This is a genomic window from Rhodococcoides sp. S146-33, assembly GCF_059489205.1.
Genome location: NZ_JCAJWY010000001.1, coordinates 175,167 through 200,769 on the forward strand (window position 1 = coordinate 175,167; position 25,603 = coordinate 200,769).

Genomic DNA, 25,603 nt, shown 5'->3' on the forward strand with positions numbered 1-25,603 from the left:
AGACACTGTCTGTGGATGCGGCGGGGGTCGTTTCACGGAGTTCGGAGACATCTGCCCATCGCACTCGACCCATGTGGAATGGATATGTTGAATCGTCAGAATCCCCGCGTCAGTGTCGTCATCCCGACGCTCAACGAGGCGGCGAACCTTCGCCATGTCCTCCCCCTGCTCTCCCACGATTACGAACTCGTACTCGTCGACGGTGGATCGGTAGACGGCACCATCGACGCCGCTCGCGAGATTCGCGGCGACATCCGCATCATCAAGCAGACCCGCAAAGGCAAGGGCAACGCGCTCGCCTGTGGCTTCGAGGCCGCCACCGGCGACATCATCGTGATGTTCGACGCCGACGGTTCGGCCGATGCTGCCGAGATCCCGCGCTTCGTCGAGGCCCTGATCGCCGGTGCCGACTTCGCCAAGGGCAGCCGATTCTGCGAGGGTGGCGGCAGCCACGACATCACACCGCTGCGTCGCGCCGGCAACGGCGGTCTGCACCTGGTGGCGAACACGCTCTTCGGAACCCGCTTCTCCGATCTCTGCTACGGCTACAACGCCTTCTGGCGCGACCTGGTGCCGGTGCTGGATCTGCCCGTCGTCGATCAGCCCGGATCCGAGGGCATGATGCTCTGGGGCGACGGCTTCGAGATCGAGACCATCATCAACTGCCGCTTCGCCGAAGCGTCCGTTCGTATCGAAGAGGTGCCGAGCGTCGAGCTCGCCCGGATCTACGGTCAGAGCAACCTGCGGACCTTCTCCGACGGCTTCCGCGTACTGCGCACGCTCATGACCGAGCGCGTGCGAGCTCGCCACATCAAGCGCAAGTCCATCGTTCGCCCGTTGCGTGAGTCGATCGACGCTCGTACCGACATGGACCTCGAGTTCGAGGCCCTGGAGTCGTACAACGAGGTTCTCGAACTTCGCGAGAGGACGGCGTGAGCCTGCCGACTTCCTCGGTCGTCATCTGCGCTTACACGTTGGCTCGGTGGTCCGAGCTTCGGACCGCCGTCCGCGCCGTCCTCGATCAGGTCGTACCGGCCGACGAATTGATCGTCGTGATCGACCACAACGCACAGCTGGCCGAGCGCGCACGCGAGGAATTCTTGCCGCTGCACGACACCGTGAACGTGGTGGAGAACAACCACCCGCGCGGCTTGTCCGGTGCGCGCAACACCTCGTTGGATCTCGCTACCGGTGACATCGTCGTCTTCCTCGACGACGACGCGTCACCGCGCACCACAGGATGGCTGGGAGCCATTCTGTCCCATTACTCGGACGATGCCGTGTACGCCGTTGGGGGCTCTGCATACCCGGTATGGCCGGACAAACGTCCGGCTTTCTTACCGGCCGAGGTAGTGGGTGAACCCGGCGAACTCGATTGGGTCGTCGGGTGCACCTACCGCGGGCAGCCAACGGAAACCGCTCAGGTCCGCAATCTCATGGGCGCGAACATGTCGTTCCGCCGTGAGCCCGTCGTTGCACTCGGTGGGTTCGTCTCCGGCATCGGCCGAATCGGTCGAGTTCCCCTAGGCTGCGAAGAAACCGAACTGTGCATCCGCCTCCGTCAGACGCATCCCGATGCACAGATCGTGTTCGATCCCTCGATCGTCGTCGATCACACGGTCAGCGCAGACCGCACTCGACCGCGCTACCTCATCACCCGTAGCTACGCCGAGGGTGTCTCGAAGGCAGCCATCGCCCGCTTGATCGGGGCCGAGGACGCACTGTCCTCGGAGCGTGCCTACACCGCCAAGATCCTGCCTCGCGCAGTCGGTCGCGAAACCAGTGCCGCTGCCCGCGGCAATCCGATGCGCGCCTGGGGTGCGATGGCCGTGGTGGCAAGTGTCGGCGCGGCCGGAATCGGCTATGCCCGAGGGAAACTCAGCACGAGCCGCTAGCGGCACGTGCACGAAACTTCGTAGCCCACTACGAATTACCGCTCACGACCTTGGGCGCAACCGTAGCCCGCTCCACGGAATTCAGCGCACGTACGTGTCCGCGGGGCGCGCCATCACCGACAAGAGTCACCGTCCGGGGTTCGTTCGGTGCCAGATGGAACCACGAGTCGGATACCTGGAAGTTGTCGATGTCGACACAGACGTACTGCGCCGCCCACTCGGATCGAATCGTCAATTCCCATGAACCAGTACGCGTCTCGGTCACCTCGGCAGACAACCCCACAGTGTTCTGACGGGCCTGCGGGCCGACGAGGACGGTGGTGCGCGTCAACTCGACCCCGCTGCTGTCCAGGAATGCGGCGGTGACGGCGGAGTAGGTTCGACGGCCGAAGCGGTAAGCATGATTGACATCGGTGAACGTGCCGACGATGGAGTCCACCGTCAGCGCGACCGAGGAGTTCGTGTCCACCTTCACCGGCTGCTCGAATTCGTGACTGCCCCCAGCGGCGTGCAGCACCACTCGCATTGTGCCCGTGCACGCCGGACCGTCGTTGACCAATTCCACCGAGTAGCCGTCGAGTCCGTTGTCGGACAGCAGTAGTGCCATCGGCGCGCTTGCTCGCGCCAAGGCGTAGAAGGGCGCTTTCGGCACCCCGGCAGTATCGACTATGCCCCAGCCGGCACCGGGAACGGTATCGCGCAACGTGAGCACGAGGGCACCGGCGCACCCCGAGGATGCCCGACGCCAGTGGCCGAATGCCTCCGTGAACGCTTCGACGGTCGCGGCTCGGCCGTAATCGAGATACAACTCGGCGTCGTCCCGGCGGACAAGATGCGGGTCGACGCCGAAGATGCTGCGTACGTAGTGATCGCGCACATCCTCGAAATCCCAGGACGAGCCGCGATCGCGAGGGACAGCAGCTTTCCATTCCGGGTGGTGACCTGCCACAGCTGAGGACCCGAAGAACCGCTCCACCGACGCCCGTTCCGGGGGCACGGCAAATGCAAGACATTCTGCCGCGAAACGTACACCGGCAGTGCGGATATCGGACAGCGGACGGAGATACCCGCCGACACCGAAGTAGTGAGCGATACCGTCACCCACGTGCGTGTGCAGCTCGCCCTGCACACTGGACGGACTCGACGTCACATACGCCGCGTCGGGCAGACGATCGGCCAGAAAGTCGGGAACAACGCTGTCCAACATCTCCATTCGCTGATCTGCGGCGGAAAGCCCCAGCATCGTCGGTTGCTGCTGCGTCTCGCTTCCGCCGCTGACGAACATCAGTGCCGGGTTGGCCGACACGGTATCGGCAAACGCGTCGAGTTCGCGGGCGACCGACGCCGTGAAGGTCTCGTCGGTGGGCGGGTCGACGGTGCCGAACATCAGGTCCTGCCACACCATGATGCCCAGTTCTGCACACAGCGACCAGAATTCGGGTTGTTCGTACACGAGGGTGCCGACCACCCGAACCATGTTCAGACCCGCGGAGCGAAGCTGTTCGAGCGCGGCACGCAGATCCGCCTCCGAGGACCACAATCGCACCGGATCCAGCGGCGTCCACGTTCCACCTCGGCAGAACACGTCCTCTCCGTTGACCACGAGTTGCGCGCCGCCGTCGGAGCGGTCCAGCTCCACGGTACGAAAGCCGACAACCCCCGTGTGATGTACGGTGCCGTCGATCTCGAGCGCCACCCGGTACGTTCGCGGTCGACCGTGCGTGTGCGGCCACCAGAGTTCGACGTCCGGCAGAGTCAGAGTCGAATCTATGTGCTCGACCGTGCCGAGCTCGAAGGCGTTGTCGTCGACGAGAATTCGAGCCACAGCGGGGGATCCCAGTTCGGCGCGCAGCACCACGATGCCGTCGGTGCCGGACACGGCCGTCGTCGATTCGAGGCGACGAACATCGGGAATCGGCGTCATCGACACCGGACGCCACGGTCCGACGGCGATCGGAAGGGGCCCGTACACCGGCGCCCGGCCGAGCATCGTCGTCCGCTCGTGCCGAAGCCCCTGCGCGGCAATCAACGACGATCGCCATCGCCCGCGGGGACGGCGTGATTTCAGCTGCGCAGCAAGCGATTCGACGTGTACGGCAATACGGACCGTGGGCCCGCATTCGGTCACATCGATGATCTCGGGTACGAACATCGACGTGACCGTTCGGCGGTGACTGCCGTCGATCCAGATCTGGGCCCGAGTTGCTATGCCGCCGAACGTCACTCGCACCCGGCCGTGGTCGGCGGCGGAGACGTCCGCGACGAACCACCAGTCGTGATCGTCCGGGTTCGCTGCACCACGCGACGCACCGAGGGCCGACGCCACCGTGCCGGGCACCTCCGCGTCGATCCAGTCGAGATCGGCGGGTAGGTCCACGGGGTCGAGAACGGTGCCGGCGTCGGTTCGGCCCAGCCGCCACCGGACGCCGTCGAGCAGATCGATCACGTGCCCACGGCACCTGCAACGAGGTCCATGGCTACCGCCCAGTTCCTGCTCATCTCGGTCAGCGGTTCGTCGAGCACAACGTCACGGCCACGGGCGGCGCGGGCCATGCGGAACTGCACGGCTTTGGCACCGGAGGCGGCATCGCGGAAGTGCGATGCTGCGGCGGCAGCACCCGGCGCGCCACGGCCGTCGAGGTATTCCACGTAGTTCGCTGCGAGCTCCGCGGTGGCTCCGAATTGCCGGAGCAGTCCGAACGACCACAGGTGGAATGCGTCGGGCCCGGCGGTTTGGACGAGCGGAATGTCGGCCACGATGCGCCGGGCAAGCGCATCCACCGGGTTGCCCGGCGCGCGGCGTGCCAAGTGTGCGCGAGCGACGTCGAGGTCTCGATCACCGAATCCGGCAGCGAGCACCGCAGAGTTCACCCGGATCTGCTCGACGTAGGGCAACAGCACCTCGGCATGCGGTTCGGGAGCGAGGTTGAATATCCCGTCGAAGTCGGCCCCGGTGAGATCGAAGTACCCGCGATTGTGGAAGTACCCCATCACCTTGTCCTCGCGGTTGACGAGGTTCGGCACGATGGTGGTCTTGGTGTGCTGGTTTCGGTAGCTGGTGCCCGCGGTGTCGGGCAGCCAGAAGCCGTCGACTTCCACGGTGACGTGGATGCCGTCGTCCAGACCCTCGACCACATGCTCGAGCACGGGCCGCCACACGTTCATCTCGGCCACGTCGATGCCGTACAAGGTGCGCAGGTCCTCGGGCATGATCTTCACGAAGTCCCACTGCCTGCCGTCGCACCCGGCACTGAGTACGAATGCCAGTGCTGGAGTGGGGTCCGCACCGAGCGAATGCAGTACCTCGATCCAGAGATCGACGTAACAGTTGGTTTCGGTCCAGATGCGGTCGTGGTTGTGAATCGGGTGCGGTCGGTACGTGATGGGGTCTACCTCGAGGACCCTCAATCCCGTTCCGAGCCTGTCCAGCACTGCATCGTTCGACATGACGCCTCTCCTACCGGATCGAATGTCGGACGGTCCCCGAGCCGCATTTGTCCGTATTGCCTGTATCCAGGCCCCTAATCCTATCGACTGGATTTATTATTCGCACAGGATCGGACGGTAGGATTGTTTTCGCTCGGCGAAATACTTTCTGGGCCACCATCTCGACAGAAGCGGTATCGGACCCCGAAAACGCGGGCAGTCGCACAGCGAACAGTTGGTTCCACGCCGGTAATGCCGGTGCGCAGCTTGTTCGTGATGACACTTGCATATCGGCTCTGAGCTGGGCACATGCCGAGTGTAGACAACGCACGACACATCCATGCCCAACTCGGGCACGCAACAGGAGGTACCGCGGCGATGCGCCGTTTCGTTCGCACCGCAGCGCAGGTCGTCGGCTGGATTCTGGTCGCCGTGACCCTGGGAATGTTCGTCGTCCGGCAAGTGGGAGTGACGGAGATCACGTTTGTTGCGTTGGTTGTCGGGGCTCCGTATCTCGGCACCGCCTCACTCGCCGCCGTGATCCTCTTCGCCGCTGCCCGCGCCCGGCTCGGGTCGGCCGTCGCCGTGGTGCTCACGATCGCTGTCGTCGGCGTGCAGGTGCCGATGTTTCTGGCCGACGGGCCGGACAACTCCGGCCCCGAGTTGTCCCTGCTGACCGTCAACGTTGCGCACGGGGACGCCGACGCTTCAGCCATAGTCGACGCCGTACGTGCCAACGACGTCGACATCCTCGCCGTCCAGGAACTGACGCCCGAGGAAGTGACCGATCTGCAGGCGGCGGGTATCGACGAACTACTCCCGTTCTCCTTCACCGCTGCGTTGCCCGTGGCCGACGGCACCGGCCTGTGGAGCCGCACACCGCTGACCGAGGGCACCCGTCTCGACAATTTCGGCTTCGTGCCGGTACAGGCACGAACCACCGTCGACGGGCAGGATCTGACTCTCGTCTCGTTCCACGCGATGTCGCCGGCAACACCCCGGCACACCACCGAATGGAATGCCGATCTGGCCAGGATGCGGTCGATCATGGAGACCTACCAGGAGACCGCAATCGTCGCCGGAGACTTCAACGCCACCAACGATCACCGGCAGTTCCGGACGTTGGCGTCGTCTCCGTTCTCCGACGCCGCCGACGCAGCGGGCGCGGGCCTGTTCCGCACGTTCCCGTCGGAGCGACCGCTGGCACGCCTCGACCATGTGGTGACGAGTGAGAACGTTCGTGCTCTGTCGGTCGAGCCGCTCACGATCCCGAAGAGCGATCACCTGGCGGTTCTCGCGGAGGTACAGCTGCCCTGAGCCTGACGAGCGCGGGCTAGAAACGCGGCAGCTGGAAGACCGGCGGCGGCGGCAACTGGATCTGCGGCAGCTGAATCTGCGGGAGGCCCGGGATCAGCGGCGGCGGCGCGGGTGCCGGCGCCGCGGGGGGAACGTAATCCGGCTCGGAGTACGTGCGGGCCGGAGCCTGCGCAGCCTCCGTGGTGGGCGGCACGGTCGTGGTGGTGGGTGGCGCACTGGTACGCGGAATCGTCGTTCTCGGTGTGGTGGGCACCGCCGTGATCGGAGCCGTCGTTTCCGCCGGAGCGCTGGTCGGCTGCGTGGAACCACCGCCGTACCCGAGAGACAACCCCAGGGCGGCGACGGCAACGAGACCACCCGCGACGAGTACCGCGCCGCGGACCTTGCGCTTGGAGTCGATCGGCTTGTCGGACGCGGGGTCCGGGCTCAACCAATCGGGAGCTCCGGACAACGATGCGGGCTCGGACGACGACTGCCGTAGGGCCGGGGGCGGAGTGGGCGGACGCGGCGTATCGGCAACCGGAGTCGCCAACAGTGCCGCACCACGGGCAGCGACTGATTCCGGATCGGCCGGGGTGATGATCGGAAGGCCGATCCACGCACCGAGAATCGACTCCACCAGCGGAATACGCGCTCCGCCTCCGATGAGGACAAGGGCGTCGACGTGTTTGGGTGATCGCCCGATGACGTCACGTACCAACCGGGCCGAGTACTCGATCGGAACGGTCACCAGCGACTCGAACGCCTCGCGGGAGATCAGAATGACGCCGCCCTCGCCCGGCAAGCACACTGCACCACTGGTCGACAGCTGCTCCTTGGCCACCCGGCAACGCGCGGTGAACTGGCTCAGCTCCTGGTTGTCGGCAATGTCGACGCCTTGCTTGGCGAGCTGGTTGTCCGAGATGAGCCGATCGAAGTCGTCACCGCTGATGTCGATGGTGCGCTCGGCGAGCAATACCTGGCCGGTGCCGCGGTCGATGACGCTGATGGTCAACCCGGAGCTGCCGAGGTCGTAGAGCCCGATCGTGCCGAAATGGCCCAGTTCGCCCGATGCCTCGAGGTACTGCAACGCCGCACGCGCCTCGGGCACCAACCGGTAGTTGTAGAGGCGCTGACTCGCCATCGCCTGCTGGATCTCACCGAATTGCTGCTGATCGCGGTATGCGACTCCGGTCGCCTGCACGGGTCCGCTGTCGCCCGATTGAGACAGCACCACCCCGATCGACTCGGCCGCCAACTCCTCGGCACGATCCCAGTAGGCGTCGACGGTGTCGTGGTGGAAATCCAGGCGACCCGAATTGTGCGGGCGCGCGTCAGGGCGAGCCATGCGGACCGCACTGGCCCCCACCGACACACCGAGAACTTCGGTCATTACCCGCCTCTTGTCGATTTCCCCGTGAACACACGCCGAGACCCGATGTCACGAACCAGTCTCGATCCCCCCAAAGGCACACTGTAGCGCGTCCCGCGACCGGGCCCCAGTGGACGCGACATCTCGCGTCGACGACACCATTACAGTTGCCGCATGCGCGTTCTGTTCGTCTGCACCGGGAACATCTGCCGATCTCCGACGGCCGAGCGCCTCGCTGCCGCATTCGCCCACGAAGGTGGGTTCGACCTGACCGCGAGCAGCGCCGGAACCCAGGGTCTGACCGGTCACGCCATGGACCTGACTGCCGCGATGGTGCTGACTCAGCTCGGCGGCGATCCGGACGGTTTCGTCGCTCGACGCCTCACACCGGCAATCGCTGCCGACGCAGACCTGGTGCTGACGATGTCGTCCGCTCATCGCGACGCCGTTCTCGCCCTCGCACCGCGGCAGATGCGTCGTACGTTCACTCTCCTCGAAGCAGCCGGCCTGGCCGCCGCGTCGGGCGCACACACGATCGCTGCTCTCGCGGATGCGCGAGCGGTACATCGGGTGGACACCCTGGACATCGGAGATCCTTACCGCCGCGAGCCCTCGGAGTACGAGCTGGCCGGAGAGCTGATCGCGGAAGCGTTGCCCACCGTGCTGCGGTTGACGCCGTGACGAACGTCCATCCCTCACAGCCCCGCACCCTGAGGTAACGTTCTCGCATCATTGCCGACCATCCGGGTTCGGCCACGGCGTTAGGGTCTGTGCATGCGCGACAAGGTCATCGCGTTGGCAGCAGTGGCAAGCGCTGGAGTGGCCATCGCCGTCGGCTTGACCATCGGAGCTCTGGGCGGCGCGTTCGACGACACGGATCAGACGGTGCGTCCACCCGCACTGAAGTCGGACAACCTGAGCTCGGTCGTGGCGTCGCCGAGCTCGACGATCGTCGTCGTACCCCCGTCCCCCACGTGGCAGGTCGCGGTGCCCACCACCGCTCGTCCCACGACGACCACGCCGGATCGGTCCGAGACGACGACGCGGAGCTCGCGTCGCACGACCGGTGCCGACCGATCGACCACCACGTCCGAGGAAGAGTCGGACGACGAGACCACCACCACGGAATCCGGTTCCGGACGCTAGCTGCTCAGCTCGGGCTCGGCAGCGCGGTGGCATCGCCGATGCGCAATGCCGCCACCAGTTCTCGGTACAGCGAGTCGGAGTTCATCAGTTCCTCGTGAGTGCCCCGAGCGCGGACAACTCCGTCCTCCATCACCAGGATCGTATCGGCGTCGAGCACCGTGGAGAGCCGGTGCGCGATGGTGACCACGGCGGCCTCGGACGCAATGGCCCGAATCACCTCGTGAATGGCCGCCTCGGTGCGACCGTCCACCTGCGCGGTGGCCTCGTCGAGCAGAAGAATCTCGGGCCGACGAACGATGGCGCGCGCCAACGCAATTCGTTGACGCTGACCGCCGGAAACGGTCGAGCCGATCAGATCGGTGTCCAACCCGTCGTCCAGCGCACGGATGGTCGAGCCCAGGTGCACCGACTCGAGTGCCGTCCAGATGTCGGCCTCGCTGGCCTCGGGATGGCTGAACAGCAGGTTGTCTCGGATCGATCCGGGGATCACCGGCGTCTCCTGCTCCACGTAGGACAGTCGGGATCGCACCTCGTCGATGGTCAGGTGCTCGTACGAGGTGCCGCCGAGCCGGATCTCACCGCTCTCGGGCGTCAGGAAACGCAGGATCAACGAGAACACGCTCGTCTTGCCTGCACCGGACGGTCCGACGATCGCCGTGTGTCCACGTGCCGGCACCTCGAGGTCGATACCGTGCACGGCGGGTTCTCGACCGGGCGCGTATCGCGCTGTGACGCTACGAAATTCGAGGGCGGGTGCAACGGAGTCGGTTCTCACCGAGCGCGTCGAACCTTCCACACCCACCTCGGTGACCAGATCGTCTATCTGGCGAATACGTGCAGCCGCCGCCATTCCGGCCTGCAACGCGGTGATGTTGGTGGCCAGGGTCTGGACCGGGCCCATCACTTGAAATGCGTACAGCAGGAACGCAATCAGACTCGACACCGCGAGCGCTCCGGTGCTGACTCGATAGCCACCGAGACCGAGGATCCCGATGATGGCCAATTGAACACCGCCACCGGCGAAAGTCCATGCCAGTGCCGAGATCTTCACCGCCCGCACACTGTGCTGAGCGGAGGTGCGTGCCTCGGAGATCACCCGCTCCGATTCACGGGTCTCGGCCCGGCTCGACTTGACGGTGCGAATTGCCCGCAAGGTGCCGTCCAGGATTCCGCCCAAACGACCCACTGCTTCTTGAGACTGTCGCTGCGCCACGGCAATCGGCGGCATCAAACGCGAGAACAGGACCGCGATCGCGATGATGGCCGTCGCGATCGCACCGAGCAGAACCAGATCGAGAACCGCCATCAGAATCAGTGCGCCCACCAGGCCCACGACACTGTTGACTATGGCCACCAACGCATTCGACGCCGCCTCACGCAGCAATACGGTATCGGAGGTGACTCTGGTGACGAGCTCGCCGGTTGGCCGCGTGCCGAGACTGCCGACAGTGGCTCCGAAATATTTACGGACGATGGACTTGCGGGCGTCGAGGACTATCCGCTCGGCCAGCACCCCCAGGACGATCCACTGGAAATACAGCACCACCGACCCCACTACGAGCAAACCCACGAGCAACAGAATCGGCCCGATCAGCGAGGCATCGGTGCCCAGGCCGTCGAGCACACCTTTCGCGACCATCGGGGTGGCCAGAGCGGCACCTGTTCCGATCAGACCGAGGGCCATTCCGACCGCAAGGGTTCGGCTGTGCGGTCGAACGAACTGCCACAGCACACGAAGGTTGGGGAGAGTGATCTTCTTCTTCTCCGCTGTAGCGATCTGCACGTCGACCATGCCACCAGTGTGCCGGAGGAATCAGGTAGTGCCGACCGCATCCCAGATCATGTGGACCGTCGTCCCGTTCTGATCCGACGTGACCGCCGCACTGTCGGCCAATGCCCGCATCAGCGGGACGCCACGTCCACGATTGGGATCGGAGTTGTGCGATGCCCAGTCGCCGCGGTCGACCACCTTCACGTCGATCCGACCCTCCGCGGCCCACAGCACGCGGATATCGAGAGTTCCACGGTCGGCATGATCGCGGTACGCGTGCTCGACGCTGTTCGCGATCGCCTCGTAGGTCGCCAACACCACGTCGTAAGCCCGATCCGGATCGACTCCCACGCTGTCCAACCACTCACCGAGCTCACGACGAATAGCCGACGCACGATCAGCGTCAGCAGGCTCGCCGGTGAACACCAGTTCTTTCATTCGCGTGCCTGCCGTCGAGATCGAACTGTCGGAACGTGAGTCGTCACCTCCGGAGAGTGTCGCCATCATGAGTCCCGTCTACCCAAAAGTTCAGGATCTACCCTTACGAAGTGCAACGAAAGCTTCGTCCACCGTTGCATAGATACCGAAGACCTCGTCCAGACCGACCAGCGTGAGTGGCCGACCGGTGGCCGGACCCTCTGCGACCACCGCGAACCCGGCCTCGCTGCCGAGTTGCTGATGAGTGGATGCCAGCAGCGACATACCGGCGGACGCGAGAAATCCCACGTTGCTGAGATCGATCACCACTGCCGTCGGCGACTTCTCGAGTACGAGAGCAACCGACTCGGACAGGTCGGGAGCAGTCGCCAGATCCAATTCGCCGGATACGGCCAGAACCACATCCCGATCACGCCACTCCACGATCACATCGAAGTGCTGGGGCCCGAGGCCCATGTCGTCCACAGTCACACGGCGACTTTACCCCGGCACACCCCGGCCGACTTTCTTCCGATCGGCCGACTGGCTCGACTCCCATTAGGCTTGCTTCGGTGATCGAGGGACTGCGGGGAGCGGACCGTCGTCGTTCGATCGGTGAGTACCTCGCGGTCACCGTCGGCGGTGCGGTCGGTGCGGCGATGCGGTACGAGGTCTGGACGTGGCGCGTCACGCCGCGATGGCTCTTGATGAGCACGTTCGGCGTCGATGTCTTCGGCTGCCTCGTCGTCGGAGCCGCCCTCGGTTATCTGTCGGGACGGTCGGCCCCGGTTGCTCGCGCGGGAGTGTTCGGGCTGGCGTGCGGGTTCACCACGTTCAGCCTGTATGCGCTGCAGGCGGTGACGCACCGCGGTGCGTGGAACTCGGTGGTGTACCTCGTCGCCACTCCTGTCATCGCATTGATCGCCATGGCCATCGGTGCCGCTGTGACAAGACCGAGCAGCCGATGACGACCATCGTTCTCGTGGCCGTCGGGGGCGCGCTGGCGGCACTTCTCCAGTTCGTGTTCTCGTTCGCGATCACATCCCGCCGTCGGTTGTCCGCGCTGAATCTTCTGGCATGCGCAGCGCTGGGGTCGGTGTTCGCGATCGATCCACCGGACGCTCTCCGATCTGTGGTCGGCGTCGGCTTCCTGGCCTCGGTGGCACCGATGGCGGCACTGGTATCGGTCACGATCGGACTCGCCCGACGGCGGCGGTATCGGAGTGCGGCAACCTTTTTCGTCGCAAATGTCGTGGGAGGTATCGCTGCGGCGATGTTCGGATTTCTGGCCTGGAAGTCGGGCGTCACGCTCTACTACAAGATCGGGTGAGCCCCACCCGGGTCAGTCGCCCGCCGAGTCCTGGCACGATCCCTGCACGCCGGCCTTGACGAACCCCGCAAGTTGATAGAGGTACGTGAATTCCCATTCGACGAGGGAGAAGTCGTAGGCGCGTGGCGTCGGACGCATCGTGACGGTGCCGTCGAAGCACTGATCGAAGATGTACCGAGCGCGCGGTAGGTGGTAGCGCCATGTGACGACGATGACGTGATTCCACCCGCGCTCGCGGGCGAGCTCCTCGGTGAACATCGCTTCTCCGCGCGTCGTCGACGGAATCGGCGGAATGCACAGCACCTCGAACTCGGCGGTGGAGGCCGCACAGGCCTTTTTCATGGTGGGGTCGCTGGATCCGTACGGATCCGAGAGCACCACCGTCTTCGCCAGACCCTGCTGAGCGAGAGAAATGCCGTAAGCCTCGCGCCCGTCGTGCTCGCCGCCGAGTACCACGATGGCATCGGCGGTGGTCAGTGGATCGACGCGGGCTTTGGTGAACGCGATGTATCCGCCGACGCCCACCAACGACACCAACACAACCGGGATCGCGAAGGCGAGAAGCATCGACAGGCGTCCACGGAACACCCCACCAGGTTAGGGAAGGTGTTCCGCGTCCGCGCGGTCAGAGACTCGGATCACTCACTCGGCTGCGGAACCGTGACGTTGCAATCTGTGACCTCGGGGTTGACGCCGAAGTAGTTGAGCGGTCCTGCGACGACGGTCAGGGCAATGGTGCCCGCGCCTGCGCAGTTGTCGGGTGCGCTCTCGAAATCTCCACGCTGGTACGACGCGAATGCGCCGATGATCAGCCAGACGAGAACGATCAACGTTACGAACCTCATGGTGCCCCCTTAGGCGGTCAGCCGCCGTTCGGCTGTCGAGAGCTACGTATGTCCGATTGTCGCAGTCGGCAAACCATTCACTCGTTCTGCCTGGACAGCGTCTGCGACAGATAGTCGCTCAGAGCTTGCTCCTGAACGCGGTCGAGGGCGCGAGCCAGCTCGGCCTGCGCAGATTTCATCGCCAGACTGCGCATCTTCTCGAACATCTCGGTCGTCTCGGCCACCTCCCCCGACTTGGGAAGCCAACCCGGTCCGTGTTTCGCGGCGAGATGGTCGGTCACACTCCGCACCATCGACTCCGCGATGGCATTCATCATCGACGCGGTCCGCTCGTGCTGGTCGAGTAGGTGTTCGAGAGTGAAGCCGTACTGGCTGAGATCGACGAACACCTCGAGGAGAGTGGGGTCGAGGATCTCGGCCTGGTCCCCGTCGATTCTGATCAGTTGCGCGTCGATCAGTCGGGCAACGATGTCGTTGTTGTCCTCGCCGAGAAATTCCGCAATCAAGTCGACAGGAATGGTGGTGGTTTCGGCCGAGGACCATTTACGAGTCACGATTTCCTGCAGACCCAGGATTTCCTCCAGGTCCTTGCCCTGCTCCCAGCCCGAGAGGAAGTCGGCGATGTGCGCCGAGGTGAACCCACGTTGGAGCAGAGAATCGATCACCTTCAACCGCGTCAGGTGATCGTCACCGTAGATACCGACTCGTCCGCGGAGGGTGGGTGGCGGCAGGAGGCCTCGTTCCTGGTACGCCCGCACGTTGCGAGTGGTCGTCTTGGCCTCTCGGGCCAAGTCGTCGATTCGATATTCCACCGAGCTCCCTACCTCCGCCGCGCGTCGACCCACAGGATATACGTCGACCACGCGGCAGAAGGGGGAGCCGGAGCCCAACGTCACCGCAACGAGAAGTGTGCTCGCGAGCGATTCAGGAGTGGGCGACGGCCCGTGCCGGTTCCCGCGGCAGATCGACGCGGCGCGGAACCATGGTGAAGTCTCTCTGTTCGACACCTCTGAGTTGGTTGACGTACTGGGTGGCGAAGCCCGGGAACATGGTGGCGTTGAAGCCGTCCTCGGTGAGATACCAACTGCTGCAACCGGAATTCCAGGTCGTCTTGGCCAGTTTGCGCTGCATCTCCTCGTTGTAGGCATCCTGGACGTCCTGGCGCACATCGGCACTGTGCAAATCTTTCTCGAGCACCAGGGAGATCGCCTCGACGATGTAGTCGATCTGGGCCTCCATGTACACCAGAGCAGAGCTGTGTCCAGGTCCGGAATTGGGACCGAACGTGAAGTACATGTTCGGATATCCCGAGACCGCAATGCTCTTGTACGCCTTGGCCCCTGCGCTCCATTCGTCGGCCAGCACGCGCCTGTCACGGCCGGTGATCGGTATGGGCGTCCCGGTGTTGGAGACGTCGAATCCGGTGGCGAACACGATGGCGTCGAACTGATGCTCGACCCCTTCCACGGTTCGAATACCCTTGGGCGAGAGCGTTGCGATCGGCCAGGTCACCAACGTGCAGTTCGGCTTCTGCAGTGCCGGGTAGTAGTCGCTGGTCATCAACAGTCGTTTGCAGCCGGCCCGGAACCGGGGTGTCAGCTGTCGCCGCAGCCACGGATCGCGAACCTGCTGACGCAGATGGGCACGACCGGCCAGTTCGACGATGCGCGTCAACGGGGTCTTCCATACGACACCGAGGGCAACGGACTCGTGGCCCCAGAACCACAGCGAACGCGCCAGGGTCTGTGTCTGCGGGTACCGGGCGTATCGACGCTTGGTGCCTGCCTGCACCTTTCGATTGATTCTGGGCAGCGTCCAACCCGGGGTACGTTGGAACACCTTGACCGTATCGGCGATCTTCACCAGTTCGGGAACGATCTGCACCGCGCTCGCCCCGGTTCCGACGACGGCGATCTTCTTACCCTCGAAGTCGTAGTCGTGATCCCACCGAGCACTGTGGATCTTGCGCCCCTCGTAGGTGTCGATGCCGCGAATGTTCGGCAGGCTGGCATTGGCGAGCGGGCCCGAGGCCATCACCACCGCACGCGCCCGAACATCGGGGCACCCGTCGATGCTCAGGTGCCAATACCCGGACGCTTCGTTCCAGATTATGTCGACGACGTTGTGTCCGAATCGGATACGCGATTCGATGTCGAACTCACCGACCATCGTGTGGATGTAGTCGAGAATCTCGCCGCTACCGGAGTATGTGTGCGACCAGTTGGGATTGGGGGCAAAACTGTACGAGTACAACCTGGACGGTATGTCGCAGGCTGCGCCCGGATAGGTGTTGTCGCGCCAGGTTCCACCGACCGCGCTTCCACGTTCCAGGATGGCAAAATTCTCGATTCCACTGTTGCGCAGCCGGATAGCGGTGCCGACTCCAGCGAATCCCGCACCGACGATCACCGCGTCGAGTACACCTTCGCGTACGTCGAACTCGCTCATGCGACGGGCTCGTAGGTCAGTTCCTTGGCCCAGGTGGGCTCGGAATTGAGGGTCTTGCTCGGGTACCGGCGAGTGAGCTTCACCAGGCCGTCCGCGAGTACGTGGTACGGGTGCTTGCGGTTGATGACGATGCTGCTGTGCCACTGCACAAATCGATACATCGGCACGCGCAGTGCCTCCGGGCTGCGCTCCCCGACACTGCGGAATCGCTTCATCGCGGTGTACAGACGCTGCTCGTCCACGCCCATCTCGACGATGTTGTCGCGCATCTTGTTCAGCAGTGGGATGTAGCGCAGCAATCCGACGATGAGGGCCGGGTTCATCCACGCACCGATGGTCTCGACCAGCAGCTTGCGCATCCGGGAATGCCCGAGCAGTTCGATGACGGCGAAATCCACTGCAAGATGGCGAGATTCGTCGGAGTTGATCTTCTTGAACACTGCCTGACACACCGGATCGTCGATCTCGTCCATGATGAACTTCACCAGTGCACCGTCCAGCGCCACCTCGAGCATCGGTATGACGGTGCCCAGCACGGTCAGGGACAGCCCGTCGGAATGCTTGTCGAGCCAATCGATCACGAGCTTGACGTTGATGTTGGGCTCGGGCATCTTGTCACCGTCGAGCATGCCCCAACGCCGCATGAGAGCGAGTTCGGCGTTGGCGTGCTTCTGCTCCTCGGCGTGAAAGTATCGATAGATCTCGGCCAGCGTCTCGTTCGGAGCCTTGAGCGCCATCGCCGCGAAGCCGCGAGCACCCACGTTTTCGATCCACATCAGATCGGACATGAACGGCTTGAGTTTGGCGTGCAGTTCGGGGCTGATGGTCTCGGCTCCCAGGCCGTCCCAATCGATGTCCGCCAATGCCCACTGACGGTCCTTGATCTTGGTCAACATGTCTTCGAAATCCATTGCCATGTCAGGCTCCTGTGGTTGTCGAGGTGAGGGATTCGTTCTTCGCCGGCTCCTGCTCGGCGGGCATCACACGATTGAGCAATCCGAGAAAGCGCACGTACACAGCAGGCAGCAGTCTCTTGAATCGCCAGACCGCCTTGGCGTCGAACTGGGGCACGACGTAGAGCCGACCCTTGTCGAAGGCGTCGAGCGTTCGGGCAGCGATCTTGTCCGGCGAGCGTCCGGTCCAACGCATCGCGAACTCCGCCAACCGGGACGAACTCGCGGTGATCCGGCCGTCGACGGCCACGTTGGTCTTGACGAACGTGGGGCACAGAACCGACACCCGCACACCGGTACCCGAGAATTCCGCTGCCATCGTTTCCGACAGGCTCATCACTGCGGCCTTACCCACGTTGTACGGACCCATCAGCGGCGCAGCGGCAAAGCCGGCGGCGGACGCGACGTTGATGATGCCGCCCTCGCCTGCGGCGCGCAGTCCAGGGGTGAACACCTCGCAGCCGTGGATCACGCCCCACAGGTTGATTCCCAGTGCCCAGTTCCAGTCCTCGAAACCGATGTCGCCGACGGGCTTTCCACCGATGCCGACGCCGGCGTTGTTGATCAGCACCGTGGTCGGTCCGTCGAACTCGATGCCGGCACGCAGAGCCAGTTCCTCGACGTTCTCGCGTATCGACACGTCGCACTCGACGGCGTATCCGGTGGCACCGAGGGCGTTCACCATCGCTACCGTCTCCTGCGCACGCGGCAACGAGATGTCGGCGCACATCACGACGCCTCCGCGACGAGCCAGCTCGAGTGCGAACGCCCGGCCGATACCGCTGCCCGCGCCGGTCACTACCGCTCTCGACCCGTACGACGGTTTTCCGGTCTTGCTTCTCATCGGCTTACCTGTTCCTTCGACTCTTGTTGTACAACAGTGGTTTCGAGTACACGTTCGACAAACTCGGCGGCATGCTCGAGCGCATGCGCGGCCTCCGGTATCAACTTCGGGAGAGCTTGGAACACGTGCATCTGATCGGGCCAGATCTCGAGTTCACTTCGTCCGCCTCCCGCCTCGATCATGGTGTGCAGATGCCGAGCGTCGCCTCGCAACATCTCGGCTCCACCCACTTGGATCAGGGTGGGTGGAAAGTTGCGCACGAGTGCGAGATCGAGCCGGAGACGCGGGAGATTCGCATCGTGGCCGTCCGTGTACAGCGCCACGAGTCCCCTCGCTGCCTTCGCTGAAATCATCGGGTCCTTGCGCGTGCGCTCCATCCGCGCCGAGAGCTCGAAGTCGAGATCGATCAAGGGCGAGAACAGCACCATCGCTCCCGGTTGCGGCGTCCCGGTCCGGTCGTTCTCGATGATCAGGTCGGCGGCCAGGTGTCCGCCGGCGGAGTCCCCGGCGATGACGATGTTCGCTGCGTCGTACCCCTGGCTCAGCAGCCAGCGGAACGCGGCCTCGAGGTCGTCGGCTGCAGCTGGAAAGGGGTGTTCAGGAGCCAGTCGGTAGTCCACCGTGAACACCGGCAGTCCGGTCGCGGAGGACAATCGGGAAGTCAGACCACGATGCGTTCGCGCCGAGCAGATGACGTACGCGCTGCCGTGGATGTAGAGAATTACCCGTGGCCCCGGAGTCAGTCCGGGCGCACGCACCCACTCGCCACGAACCGGGCCGTCGGCCACGAGGTCCACTCTCGTGCCCTCGAGGACGGGACCGAAGAGGTTCATCGAGGTAGCGACGAGGCGTCGGGAGAACTCGATGCCCCCGCGGGACGTCGGGAGCAGGTTCGTCACCGGGCGCAGAGTCAGCCGAGTCATCAAGGAGGCCAGACGAGTTCGCCGCGAACCGGCGCTGAATGCGCCGCGGGGCAAGTAGTGGTCGTCGGTGGTCGGAGTCACGACATCACCTTCACCCTCTATTCGCCATTTGTCAATGGCCTATTAATTAGTGGCGAAGTGTGCAACAGTAACGTCCAATACCGAAAGCGCAAGGGAGCGAGCACACGTGACGATGTTCAGGAGCGAATCATCGGCAGAGCCGGATACGTCTGCCAGCGGTCCCGAGGACAGAATCTTCGAGTTGGAGATCACCGACGTGACCCGTGAAACCGAGGATGCGATATCCCTCGGCTTTGCGATCCCCGAACACGGAGAAGCACACTTTCGGTACGAACCGGGGCAATTCCTGACCCTCGAGATTCCGTGCACGGACGGCGGTTCGGTAGCCCGCTGCTACTCCTTCTCCAGTTCCCCGGCCCGTGACTCGATTCCCACCGTGACCGTGAAGCGAATCCAGGACGGTCGTGCATCACACTGGTTGCACAACAACGCCGTTCGTGGGATGCGACTCAAGGCGCTGAAGCCGTCGGGCATGTTCGGACCCGAGAGCTGGGACGTGGATTTTGTCCTCATGGCCGCCGGCAGCGGGATCACACCGATCATGTCGATCATCGAAACCGCCCTGTTCCGGCACGACAATCGGATCACCCTCGTCTACGCCAACCAGAACCGCGACTCGGTGATCTTCGGGGAGCAACTGACCGAACTACAGTCTCGTTTTCCCGATCGTCTCGACGTGCACCACTGGTACACCTCGGAATCGGGGCTACCCAACGCTGCCGGACTGGCCTCGATGACCACCACGGTTCCGGCGGAATGCGAGGCATTCCTCTGCGGCCCTGCGCAGTACATGAACGTCGCCGAGGAGTGGATCACCCGCACCGGCACGACGGCGCACAGAACCCATCGAGAGGTGTTTTCCTCCTTCGACGCCAATCCGTTCCGGGCCGGCGACGCGCCAGCGTCCGAGGAACCGGATGCGAACTCCGTCACCGCTCAGGTCGAGATCGATGGAATGGAGACCGAGTTCGCCTGGAATGCGGACACGAAGCTGCTCGACCGGCTCCTCGAGTTGGGCCTCGATCCGCCGTACGTGTGCCGCGAAGGAACCTGCGGCGGTTGCGCTTACACGCTCACCGAGGGCACTGTGACCATGCTCGCCAACGAGACGCTCGACGAGCACGAGCTGCAGCACGGCGTCCGATTGGCCTGCCAGTCCGTGCCCGATTCCACGGCCGTCCGTGCGGTGTTCGACCGCTGATGCCGCAGGAGTTCGCTCAGCCCTCGAGCGTCACCGAGTGTGGCTCCGAGTTGAAAGTCGCGACGGATCCCGAAGCGCGCGCAATCCCTGCGATTCCACCCCAGACCATCATGGTGAGGTAGTCGACGAGTTCGTCGGCCGGCATGGTTCGGTCGAAGATCCACCAATGCGACGCCAATCGGACCGCTCCGATCATGGCGAACGCGATGGGCATCGAGCCCGCCGTCGAGAACTCGCGCTCTCGAAATCTGTCGGCGATGACGGTAGCCAGCAGGTCTGCGATCAGCCCTTCGGCCGCGGTGATGATGTCTTGATTCCCGCTGACCGCGTTGTTGGCGTGCACGTAGATGTAGATATCGGGATCGGTGGCGACCGTCGTGACGTAAGCCTGGATCACGGCGCGGGTGAGGTGGTACTCGTCCAGGTCCTCGGAGATCGCGTCCTGGATCCGCGGCACCAGTGCGGTCTCGACGTATCGAGCCATCGCAGCGTCGGCGAGACCCTTTTTGTCCGCGAAATGTTTGTACAGAACGGTTTTCGAGACACCGTTCGCTGAGGCGATGTCATCCATACCCACGTCGTGTCCGTGCTCACGAATCGCTGCCAGCGTGCGATCGAGCAGTTCACGTCGCCGGGTGATTCTGTGATCTCGCCATCGGTCGCTTCGCCCGTCGACCTTGACCGCCACGCTCATGCCGACTGCGATACCGCTCGTGATCCCCTCAGCAGAATCGACGCCACCAGCTCGGGATCGTCCGACATCGGGACGTGCCCGAGCCCCGGGTACGTCGTCACTTCCGCCTGCGGAAAGGTTCGACGCACCAGCGGTGCCTGATACACCGGCAGAACCAAGTCACGACGGCCCCACGCGACGGTGACGGGAACGGTCTCGTCGACCGGAACGCTGAAGCGCGGCACTGCATTTCCGGCTGCGTCGATCGCGCGGTTGGTGGTGATGCTGAGTGCGTCGATCGTGGCCGTCGCTGCGGGAACTCGCCACGGCTTGGCGTAGAACACGCCGTTGGCGATTGTGCGTCCGATCACCGAACGCATGATGGTGGGCGCGATCGGACTGATGACTCGCGACAAGGCCCGCAGCAAACGGAATACGAGCAGCGCCCGCGTCTGATCCCAGTGGCCGCGGAAGAAGCCGGCCGGAGAGAGCGCGGTGGCCGAGGCGACCGAACCGCGCGCTGCGAGTTCGAGGGCGAAGTATCCGCCCAGCGAATTACCGGCCACATGCGGCTTCTCGCCGTCCACGGCCACGAGCTCGAGGAAGCGCTCGAGTTCGGCCACGATCCAGGGACCGAGATCGAATGCTTCGGTGGGCAGTTCCGGTGAATTGCCGTGGCCGGGCAGATCCACCGTCACCACGCGCCGGTGCCGGGCCAGACTCTCGACGACACTGTCCCACGCATGTTGCCGGTGAACTATGCCGTGGATCAGCACCAGGGTCGGTCCCTCACCGCGGATGGTGTGTGCCAGCGCGGAACCGTCGATCTCGAAAGTCATTGCGATCCAATCTCTTCTCGTCTACCCGGTGCGAGCGTCCACCGATACAGGACCGGCCACCGTCACAGGTACGGTCCGCCCGAACCTCATCGATTCCGTCAGATCGTCGAATCGCGCGTCGATTCTGTCGAGAATATAGTTCTGACGCACCGACCAGGGACGCTCGGTACCCGACTTCGGTAGCTCGTCGAGCGAGCGGGTGACGTATCCCGATGCGAGGTCGACGACGGGCCGAGATTCCACGGGCTTGCCTGCCCGGTCCGGTATCGCATGGGTGAAACCGTGGGAGCGCATGTACACGAGCAGTTTTGCCACTGCCTGAGCCGTCATGTCGGCTTTGAGCGTCCACGATGCGTTCGTGTACCCGATGCACCAGGCCACGTTGGGCACGTCTTCGAGCATGTGGCCCTTGTAGACGAACTTGTCGTGCGCCTCGAACGGCTGTCCGTCCAGTGACAGCGCGATACCGCCGAATGCCTGCAGCTTCAGGCCCGTTGCGGTGACGATGATGTCGGCGGGGATCTCGTCGCCCGATTCCAGCAGGATGCCGTCGGCGGTCACGCCGGCGATGTGGTCGGTCACCACGGTCGCGCGACCGGAGCGAATGGCCTTGAACAGATCGCCGTCCGGAACGACGCACAACCGCTGGTCCCATGGGGCGTAGGTGGGGTCGAAGTGCTTGTCCACGTCGTATCCACGTGGCAGCTGGGCCTTCGACATCGCCCGGAACACCCTGCGGGCAGTCTTCGGTGCGCGTCGGCACAGCTGATACGAGCCGACCATCAACAGCGCGTTGCGCCACCGCAACGCACTGTGCGCCAGGGAGTCCGGCAGCACACGCTGGGTGAGCGTGGTGAACGGATCGGTCATCGGCAGTGATGCGATATAGGTCGGCGAACGCTGCAGCATCGTCACCGACGCGGCGTCGGCCGCCAGCGTCGGCACCAATGTGATTGCGGTTGCGCCACTCCCGATCACGACGACCCGCTTGCCGGAATGGTCGAGGTCCTCGGGCCACTGCTGCGGATGCACTACCTGTCCGGTGAACTCGTCCAGCCCGGGAAGATCGGGGGTGTACCCGCCCGAATAGTCGAAATAGCCGGTACACAGGAACACGAAACGGCTGCGGTAGGTCTTCGGAACGCCGTCCGACAACGCCTCGACGGTCCACAGGTCCGTCGACGAATCCCAGTTCGCCGCAGTGACCATGGTCGAGAAACGTGTGTGCTCGTCGATGCCGTTGGCGTAGGCGGTGTCGACGATGTAGTTGCGGATGTCCTCGCCATGCGCGAGCAGGGTGTCTCCCTGCCACGGCGTGTGCGGAAACGAGAACGTGAAGATGTCGCTGTCCGAACGAATTCCGGGGTATCTGAACAGATCCCAGGTGCCGCCCGCCCGCTCGCGTCCTTCGAGAATCGCGTAGCTCAACTCCGGTGCCATCTGCTGCAGGCGATATGCCGCGCCGACGCCCGATATGCCGGCACCGATGATGAGCACGTCCTCGAAATTTTCGACCGAGCTGTCGACCTCAGGCCATTCACTTGTACTCACTGTCATGCCTCGCTGCCTCCCCGAGCATCCTCGCGATTCGACCAGGCGAATAGAAGACCGCGACCTACATCACACAATGTGCCATTGACGAATGGTTATGTCAATGGCAGCGTTCACCACACCCCGTAGACAGGAGCAGCCATGAACTACACGCACAAGCCGAGACGCACCGCCATCACACCCGGAAGCGACCTCCGATGACTCCCGTGGTGGTCGGTGTTGCGGGAGTCGTCGCCCTCATCCTGCTCACCTCGCGCGGTTCCGGTTTGGACTTCGACCGACGTTCCGTCTCGATGGCGTACGAGTCGGGTTCAGAGCGCTCTCGCCGTCGAACATGGAGGCTCCGTTCGAGGACGTAGGTACCCGTCGGGCCCGCCCGCCGATAGTGACCCGAAACACGCCCCGTCGGACGTATGTTTCGGAGCGTCGATTTCGACTCATACCTATCGGCGTCGTCCGCGACGCCCCCAGCTCCGGGTTGACCGGAGATTACCTACACGAAAGAGGTACGCACCGATGGCCGACTTCATCGACAAGGCTCAGCACAAGGCAGAGGAACTGGCCGGGACTGCGAAGGAGAAGGTCGGCGAGGCCACCGGTGACGACAGCCTCCGCGCCGAAGGTGCAACGGATCAGGCCAAGGCCAACACCCACCAGGCTGCGGACTCCGTGTCCGACGCGGCCGAGAACGTTGCCGACACCGCAGCCGACGCCGCCAACGAGGCCAAGCACGCAGCCTCCGATGCAGCCGACAAGGCCGCCGACGTGGCCGAGGATGTCAAGAACACCGTCAAGGACAAGGTGCAGAACGTCGATGTCGACGACGTGAAGCAGAAGGCCTCCCAGGTTGCCGACAAGGCAGCCGACAAGGCCTCCGCCGTCGCCGACGATGTGAAGAACACGGTCCGCAATATCGACAGCGACGACGTGGCCCAGGCCGCGAAGGTCGGAACCCCGGTCATCGCTGCCATCGCAGCCGCAGCGGGAGCCGTCGCGTTCGTGCTGATTCGTCGTCGTAACCGTCGTCGCAGCGCCGCACACCTGTTCGTTCCGTCGAAGCGCACCACCCGCAAGCTCGCCAAGAAGGCACGCAAGCACAGCTTCTGAAGGTAGTCACGCGAAAGCCCCGCCTCGTCGTTCGAGGCGGGGCTTCGTGCGCCTCTAGAGCGGCTTCAGTGCCCGGCTGGGCACCCAATGCGTGACGGATTCACTGCGATCGCGTGACATCAGCTCGTACGTGACTCGGCCCAGCCAGTCGCCGTCCACGGTGATGGACCATTCGACCAGATCGCCCGGCACGACGCGTCGTACATCGAATCCTTCGGGGTTGAACTTCGACGCGTGATGCGGCGGCAGTGGATAGAGGATGTTCAGGTCGATCCACACCTTCAGTGGTGGTCGGAGCAACTTGAAGGGGCGCACGGCGGACGCCGGTCGGGGTTGCGCGCGCCGTGCCATCGTTCGATCATACGTTCGATAGTCGCGTCGATCCACACACCCCGGAAACGAACAACGGCCCCTCACACGTGATGTGCAAGGGGCCGTTGTTCGGTGCTACGAGAGTCAGAGGCCGAGCGATCCCGCCAGGAACGGCCAGGACTTGTGCAGATCGTCCTGCCAGTAGCCCCACGAGTGGTTGCCGACCGGACGGAAGTCGACGGTGGCCGGAATTCCGAGCTGGTCGAGACGCTTCGCCAGGTTCGACGCGCAGAAGTTGGTGGCCACCTCGATGCCGCCGCCGACGATGACCTGGTTGGCGAGCGTCGCCGGGTCGTTGTTCAGGCGCGGGTTGGCGAAGGTGTCGTTCGGAATGCCGGGCAGGCCGCTGCCGGTGCTCATGTAGATCTGCGTGCCGCGGAGCCTCTCGGCGTTGAGCAGTGGATCGTTCTCGCGCCACACGGGCCCGTCGAGCGGTCCCCACATGTTTTCGACGTTTCCGCCGCCGTACGTCTCGACGACGAGCTTCACGAACTGTTGCCCGATCGGGTCCGACGTCTGTGCGCAACCGCTGTATGCCGCGACGCCGGTGAACTTGCCGGGGTACTTGATCGCGATGTTGAGGACCGAGGTGCCCGTCATCGACAGCGCTGCGAGCGACTGGCGACCGTTGGTGTCGAACTGGGCGTCGATCAGCGGGGGCAGTTCTTCACCGAGGAAGGTGCTCCACTTGTTGCTGCCGAGCTTCGGATCGTCCTGCAGCCAGTCGGTGTAGTAGGACCACTTGCCCTTCTGCGGGGTCACGATCCAGGCGTTCTTGTCGGCGAGGAAGGCCTCGGCGTCGGTCTGCGACTGCCACGAAGCCGCGTCCTCGCCGCCGCCTGCACCGTTGAGCAGGTACAGCACCGGGCGCGACACGCTCTCGTCGGCGGGACGCTGCACCGTCACGGGAATGGTGCGGTTCATCGACGCGGAGAAGACCTGGAGCTGAACCTGCTTGCCGTCGAGGGTGTTCACCGACTCGATGCGAGATCCGTTGCTCGACTGTGTCGTCGACGCAGGCAGCTCGTCTGCGGACGCGACGGGCGTCATCAGCGCGGTCGGAAGAATCGCCACTGCGAGGGCGACGGCCGTAGCCGAACCGATTCGCCGGAA

Annotated in this window: 27 protein-coding genes; 9 read left to right on the top strand and 18 right to left on the bottom strand. The window is 64.1% G+C overall.

Annotated features, from left to right (window positions below; all coding sequences use genetic code 11):
• Positions 1–78: 78 nt before the first annotated feature.
• Together AC5WEY_RS00785 and AC5WEY_RS00790 are read left to right on the top strand one after the other, a co-directional pair.
• On the top strand, positions 79–936 hold the full coding sequence (locus AC5WEY_RS00785; RefSeq protein ID WP_082521117.1) for a glycosyltransferase family 2 protein: 858 nt from the start codon (positions 79–81) through the stop codon (positions 934–936).
• On the top strand, positions 933–1,895 hold the full coding sequence (locus tag AC5WEY_RS00790; protein ID WP_057478934.1) for a glycosyltransferase family 2 protein: 963 nt from the start codon (positions 933–935) through the stop codon (positions 1,893–1,895). The genes AC5WEY_RS00785 and AC5WEY_RS00790 overlap by 4 nt, the downstream gene beginning before the upstream one ends.
• A gap of 28 nt (positions 1,896–1,923) precedes the next feature.
• Here AC5WEY_RS00790 and AC5WEY_RS00795 read toward each other — a convergent pair whose 3' ends face one another.
• Positions 1,924–4,341 (bottom strand): glycoside hydrolase family 2 protein, encoded by a 2,418-nt coding sequence (locus tag AC5WEY_RS00795; protein WP_495644283.1) that lies wholly within the window; start codon positions 4,339–4,341, stop codon positions 1,924–1,926.
• Positions 4,338–5,342, bottom strand: coding sequence for a DUF1839 family protein (locus AC5WEY_RS00800; RefSeq protein ID WP_495644284.1), 1,005 nt, complete (start codon positions 5,340–5,342; stop codon positions 4,338–4,340). Before AC5WEY_RS00800 ends, AC5WEY_RS00795 begins: the two co-directional genes overlap by 4 nt.
• 357 nt (positions 5,343–5,699) lie before the next feature.
• Here AC5WEY_RS00800 and AC5WEY_RS00805 point away from each other — a divergent pair, with 357 nt between their 5' ends.
• The gene (locus AC5WEY_RS00805) at positions 5,700–6,638 is read left to right on the top strand and encodes an endonuclease/exonuclease/phosphatase family protein (protein ID WP_495644285.1); all 939 of its coding nucleotides are present in this window, start codon (positions 5,700–5,702) and stop codon (positions 6,636–6,638) included.
• Between the two features lie 16 nt (positions 6,639–6,654).
• On the opposite strand, the gene AC5WEY_RS00810 is transcribed toward AC5WEY_RS00805, so the two are convergent.
• Positions 6,655–8,010: an Hsp70 family protein gene (locus AC5WEY_RS00810; protein WP_495644286.1), complete on the bottom strand. Its 1,356-nt coding sequence runs from the start codon at positions 8,008–8,010 to the stop codon at positions 6,655–6,657.
• A gap of 153 nt (positions 8,011–8,163) precedes the next feature.
• Here AC5WEY_RS00810 and AC5WEY_RS00815 point away from each other — a divergent pair, with 153 nt between their 5' ends.
• Both AC5WEY_RS00815 and AC5WEY_RS00820 read left to right on the top strand, forming a co-directional pair.
• Complete coding sequence (locus tag AC5WEY_RS00815; protein ID WP_495644287.1) at positions 8,164–8,670, top strand: arsenate reductase/protein-tyrosine-phosphatase family protein; 507 nt, start codon at positions 8,164–8,166, stop codon at positions 8,668–8,670.
• Between the two features lie 93 nt (positions 8,671–8,763).
• Complete coding sequence (locus AC5WEY_RS00820; RefSeq protein WP_495644288.1) at positions 8,764–9,135, top strand: hypothetical protein; 372 nt, start codon at positions 8,764–8,766, stop codon at positions 9,133–9,135.
• 4 nt (positions 9,136–9,139) lie between these two features.
• Here AC5WEY_RS00820 and AC5WEY_RS00825 read toward each other — a convergent pair whose 3' ends face one another.
• Genes AC5WEY_RS00825 through AC5WEY_RS00835 form a run of 3 tightly spaced genes read right to left on the bottom strand, consistent with a single transcriptional unit; the run spans position 9,140 to position 11,815 of the window.
• The gene (locus AC5WEY_RS00825; RefSeq protein ID WP_495644289.1) at positions 9,140–10,927 is read right to left on the bottom strand and encodes an ABC transporter ATP-binding protein; all 1,788 of its coding nucleotides are present in this window, start codon (positions 10,925–10,927) and stop codon (positions 9,140–9,142) included.
• Positions 10,928–10,948: 21 nt separating this feature from the next.
• On the bottom strand, positions 10,949–11,413 hold the full coding sequence (locus AC5WEY_RS00830) for an ATP-binding protein (protein WP_057478941.1): 465 nt from the start codon (positions 11,411–11,413) through the stop codon (positions 10,949–10,951).
• Positions 11,414–11,434: 21 nt separating this feature from the next.
• Positions 11,435–11,815: an STAS domain-containing protein gene (locus AC5WEY_RS00835; protein WP_442971008.1), complete on the bottom strand. Its 381-nt coding sequence runs from the start codon at positions 11,813–11,815 to the stop codon at positions 11,435–11,437.
• Positions 11,816–11,895: 80 nt separating this feature from the next.
• Here AC5WEY_RS00835 and AC5WEY_RS00840 point away from each other — a divergent pair, with 80 nt between their 5' ends.
• Together AC5WEY_RS00840 and AC5WEY_RS00845 are read left to right on the top strand one after the other, a co-directional pair.
• Complete coding sequence (locus tag AC5WEY_RS00840; protein ID WP_495644290.1) at positions 11,896–12,291, top strand: fluoride efflux transporter FluC; 396 nt, start codon at positions 11,896–11,898, stop codon at positions 12,289–12,291.
• Entirely contained in the window at positions 12,288–12,653 is a 366-nt protein-coding gene (locus tag AC5WEY_RS00845; RefSeq protein ID WP_495644291.1) for a CrcB family protein, read from the top strand. The genes AC5WEY_RS00840 and AC5WEY_RS00845 overlap by 4 nt, the downstream gene beginning before the upstream one ends.
• Before the next feature lie 12 nt (positions 12,654–12,665).
• Here the strand turns inward: AC5WEY_RS00845 and AC5WEY_RS00850 are convergent, their stop codons facing one another.
• The 7 genes from AC5WEY_RS00850 to AC5WEY_RS00880 form a co-directional block, all read right to left on the bottom strand.
• Positions 12,666–13,220 carry a YdcF family protein gene (locus AC5WEY_RS00850; RefSeq protein WP_057478944.1) on the bottom strand — a complete coding sequence of 185 codons (555 nt, stop codon included), beginning with the start codon at positions 13,218–13,220 and terminating at the stop codon, positions 12,666–12,668.
• Positions 13,221–13,291: 71 nt separating this feature from the next.
• The gene (locus tag AC5WEY_RS00855) at positions 13,292–13,498 is read right to left on the bottom strand and encodes a hypothetical protein (RefSeq protein WP_032376182.1); all 207 of its coding nucleotides are present in this window, start codon (positions 13,496–13,498) and stop codon (positions 13,292–13,294) included.
• 77 nt (positions 13,499–13,575) lie between these two features.
• A complete protein-coding gene (locus tag AC5WEY_RS00860) occupies positions 13,576–14,310 on the bottom strand; it encodes a MerR family transcriptional regulator (RefSeq protein WP_057478945.1) in 735 nt (244 codons plus the stop codon).
• 112 nt (positions 14,311–14,422) lie between these two features.
• On the bottom strand, positions 14,423–15,946 hold the full coding sequence (locus AC5WEY_RS00865; RefSeq protein ID WP_495644292.1) for a flavin-containing monooxygenase: 1,524 nt from the start codon (positions 15,944–15,946) through the stop codon (positions 14,423–14,425).
• Positions 15,943–16,863: a ferritin-like domain-containing protein gene (locus AC5WEY_RS00870; RefSeq protein ID WP_495644293.1), complete on the bottom strand. Its 921-nt coding sequence runs from the start codon at positions 16,861–16,863 to the stop codon at positions 15,943–15,945. Before AC5WEY_RS00870 ends, AC5WEY_RS00865 begins: the two co-directional genes overlap by 4 nt.
• A gap of 1 nt (position 16,864) precedes the next feature.
• Positions 16,865–17,743, bottom strand: a complete 879-nt coding sequence (locus AC5WEY_RS00875) for an SDR family NAD(P)-dependent oxidoreductase (protein ID WP_495644294.1) — start codon at positions 17,741–17,743, stop codon at positions 16,865–16,867.
• A complete protein-coding gene (locus tag AC5WEY_RS00880; RefSeq protein ID WP_495644295.1) occupies positions 17,740–18,747 on the bottom strand; it encodes an alpha/beta hydrolase in 1,008 nt (335 codons plus the stop codon). Before AC5WEY_RS00880 ends, AC5WEY_RS00875 begins: the two co-directional genes overlap by 4 nt.
• Positions 18,748–18,859: 112 nt before the next feature.
• On the opposite strand from AC5WEY_RS00880, the gene AC5WEY_RS00885 reads away from it, so the two are divergent.
• A complete protein-coding gene (locus AC5WEY_RS00885) occupies positions 18,860–19,948 on the top strand; it encodes a 2Fe-2S iron-sulfur cluster-binding protein (protein ID WP_495645493.1) in 1,089 nt (362 codons plus the stop codon).
• A gap of 16 nt (positions 19,949–19,964) precedes the next feature.
• On the opposite strand, the gene AC5WEY_RS00890 is transcribed toward AC5WEY_RS00885, so the two are convergent.
• Genes AC5WEY_RS00890 through AC5WEY_RS00900 form a run of 3 tightly spaced genes read right to left on the bottom strand, consistent with a single transcriptional unit; the run spans position 19,965 to position 23,017 of the window.
• Positions 19,965–20,642 carry a TetR/AcrR family transcriptional regulator gene (locus AC5WEY_RS00890; protein ID WP_495644296.1) on the bottom strand — a complete coding sequence of 226 codons (678 nt, stop codon included), beginning with the start codon at positions 20,640–20,642 and terminating at the stop codon, positions 19,965–19,967.
• A complete protein-coding gene (locus tag AC5WEY_RS00895; RefSeq protein ID WP_495644297.1) occupies positions 20,639–21,460 on the bottom strand; it encodes an alpha/beta fold hydrolase in 822 nt (273 codons plus the stop codon). Before AC5WEY_RS00895 ends, AC5WEY_RS00890 begins: the two co-directional genes overlap by 4 nt.
• A gap of 21 nt (positions 21,461–21,481) precedes the next feature.
• Positions 21,482–23,017, bottom strand: a complete 1,536-nt coding sequence (locus AC5WEY_RS00900; protein ID WP_495644298.1) for a flavin-containing monooxygenase — start codon at positions 23,015–23,017, stop codon at positions 21,482–21,484.
• A 510-nt stretch (positions 23,018–23,527) separates the two neighbouring features.
• Here AC5WEY_RS00900 and AC5WEY_RS00905 point away from each other — a divergent pair.
• Complete coding sequence (locus AC5WEY_RS00905) at positions 23,528–24,118, top strand: CsbD family protein (protein ID WP_495644299.1); 591 nt, start codon at positions 23,528–23,530, stop codon at positions 24,116–24,118.
• Positions 24,119–24,172: 54 nt separating this feature from the next.
• On the opposite strand, the gene AC5WEY_RS00910 is transcribed toward AC5WEY_RS00905, so the two are convergent.
• Positions 24,173–24,469, bottom strand: coding sequence for a hypothetical protein (locus AC5WEY_RS00910; RefSeq protein WP_057478952.1), 297 nt, complete (start codon positions 24,467–24,469; stop codon positions 24,173–24,175).
• A gap of 105 nt (positions 24,470–24,574) precedes the next feature.
• On the bottom strand, positions 24,575–25,540 hold the full coding sequence (locus tag AC5WEY_RS00915; protein ID WP_495645494.1) for an alpha/beta hydrolase: 966 nt from the start codon (positions 25,538–25,540) through the stop codon (positions 24,575–24,577).
• Positions 25,541–25,603: the final 63 nt, after the last annotated feature.

Coding starts and splice junctions, on each gene's coding strand:
- AC5WEY_RS00785 (WP_082521117.1), top strand. CDS start 79: ATGGATATGTTGAATCGTCAGAATCCCCGCGTCAGTGTCGTCATCCCG.
- AC5WEY_RS00800 (WP_495644284.1), bottom strand. CDS start 5,342: ATGTCGAACGATGCAGTGCTGGACAGGCTCGGAACGGGATTGAGGGTC.
- AC5WEY_RS00805 (WP_495644285.1), top strand. CDS start 5,700: ATGCGCCGTTTCGTTCGCACCGCAGCGCAGGTCGTCGGCTGGATTCTG.
- AC5WEY_RS00810 (WP_495644286.1), bottom strand. CDS start 8,010: ATGACCGAAGTTCTCGGTGTGTCGGTGGGGGCCAGTGCGGTCCGCATG.
- AC5WEY_RS00815 (WP_495644287.1), top strand. CDS start 8,164: ATGCGCGTTCTGTTCGTCTGCACCGGGAACATCTGCCGATCTCCGACG.
- AC5WEY_RS00820 (WP_495644288.1), top strand. CDS start 8,764: ATGCGCGACAAGGTCATCGCGTTGGCAGCAGTGGCAAGCGCTGGAGTG.
- AC5WEY_RS00825 (WP_495644289.1), bottom strand. CDS start 10,927: ATGGTCGACGTGCAGATCGCTACAGCGGAGAAGAAGAAGATCACTCTC.
- AC5WEY_RS00830 (WP_057478941.1), bottom strand. CDS start 11,413: ATGATGGCGACACTCTCCGGAGGTGACGACTCACGTTCCGACAGTTCG.
- AC5WEY_RS00845 (WP_495644291.1), top strand. CDS start 12,288: ATGACGACCATCGTTCTCGTGGCCGTCGGGGGCGCGCTGGCGGCACTT.
- AC5WEY_RS00850 (WP_057478944.1), bottom strand. CDS start 13,220: ATGCTTCTCGCCTTCGCGATCCCGGTTGTGTTGGTGTCGTTGGTGGGC.
- AC5WEY_RS00855 (WP_032376182.1), bottom strand. CDS start 13,498: ATGAGGTTCGTAACGTTGATCGTTCTCGTCTGGCTGATCATCGGCGCA.
- AC5WEY_RS00865 (WP_495644292.1), bottom strand. CDS start 15,946: ATGAGCGAGTTCGACGTACGCGAAGGTGTACTCGACGCGGTGATCGTC.
- AC5WEY_RS00870 (WP_495644293.1), bottom strand. CDS start 16,863: ATGGCAATGGATTTCGAAGACATGTTGACCAAGATCAAGGACCGTCAG.
- AC5WEY_RS00875 (WP_495644294.1), bottom strand. CDS start 17,743: ATGAGAAGCAAGACCGGAAAACCGTCGTACGGGTCGAGAGCGGTAGTG.
- AC5WEY_RS00885 (WP_495645493.1), top strand. CDS start 18,860: ATGTTCAGGAGCGAATCATCGGCAGAGCCGGATACGTCTGCCAGCGGT.
- AC5WEY_RS00890 (WP_495644296.1), bottom strand. CDS start 20,642: ATGAGCGTGGCGGTCAAGGTCGACGGGCGAAGCGACCGATGGCGAGAT.
- AC5WEY_RS00895 (WP_495644297.1), bottom strand. CDS start 21,460: ATGACTTTCGAGATCGACGGTTCCGCGCTGGCACACACCATCCGCGGT.
- AC5WEY_RS00900 (WP_495644298.1), bottom strand. CDS start 23,017: ATGACAGTGAGTACAAGTGAATGGCCTGAGGTCGACAGCTCGGTCGAA.
- AC5WEY_RS00905 (WP_495644299.1), top strand. CDS start 23,528: ATGGCCGACTTCATCGACAAGGCTCAGCACAAGGCAGAGGAACTGGCC.
- AC5WEY_RS00910 (WP_057478952.1), bottom strand. CDS start 24,469: ATGGCACGGCGCGCGCAACCCCGACCGGCGTCCGCCGTGCGCCCCTTC.
- AC5WEY_RS00915 (WP_495645494.1), bottom strand. CDS start 25,540: ATGACGCCCGTCGCGTCCGCAGACGAGCTGCCTGCGTCGACGACACAG.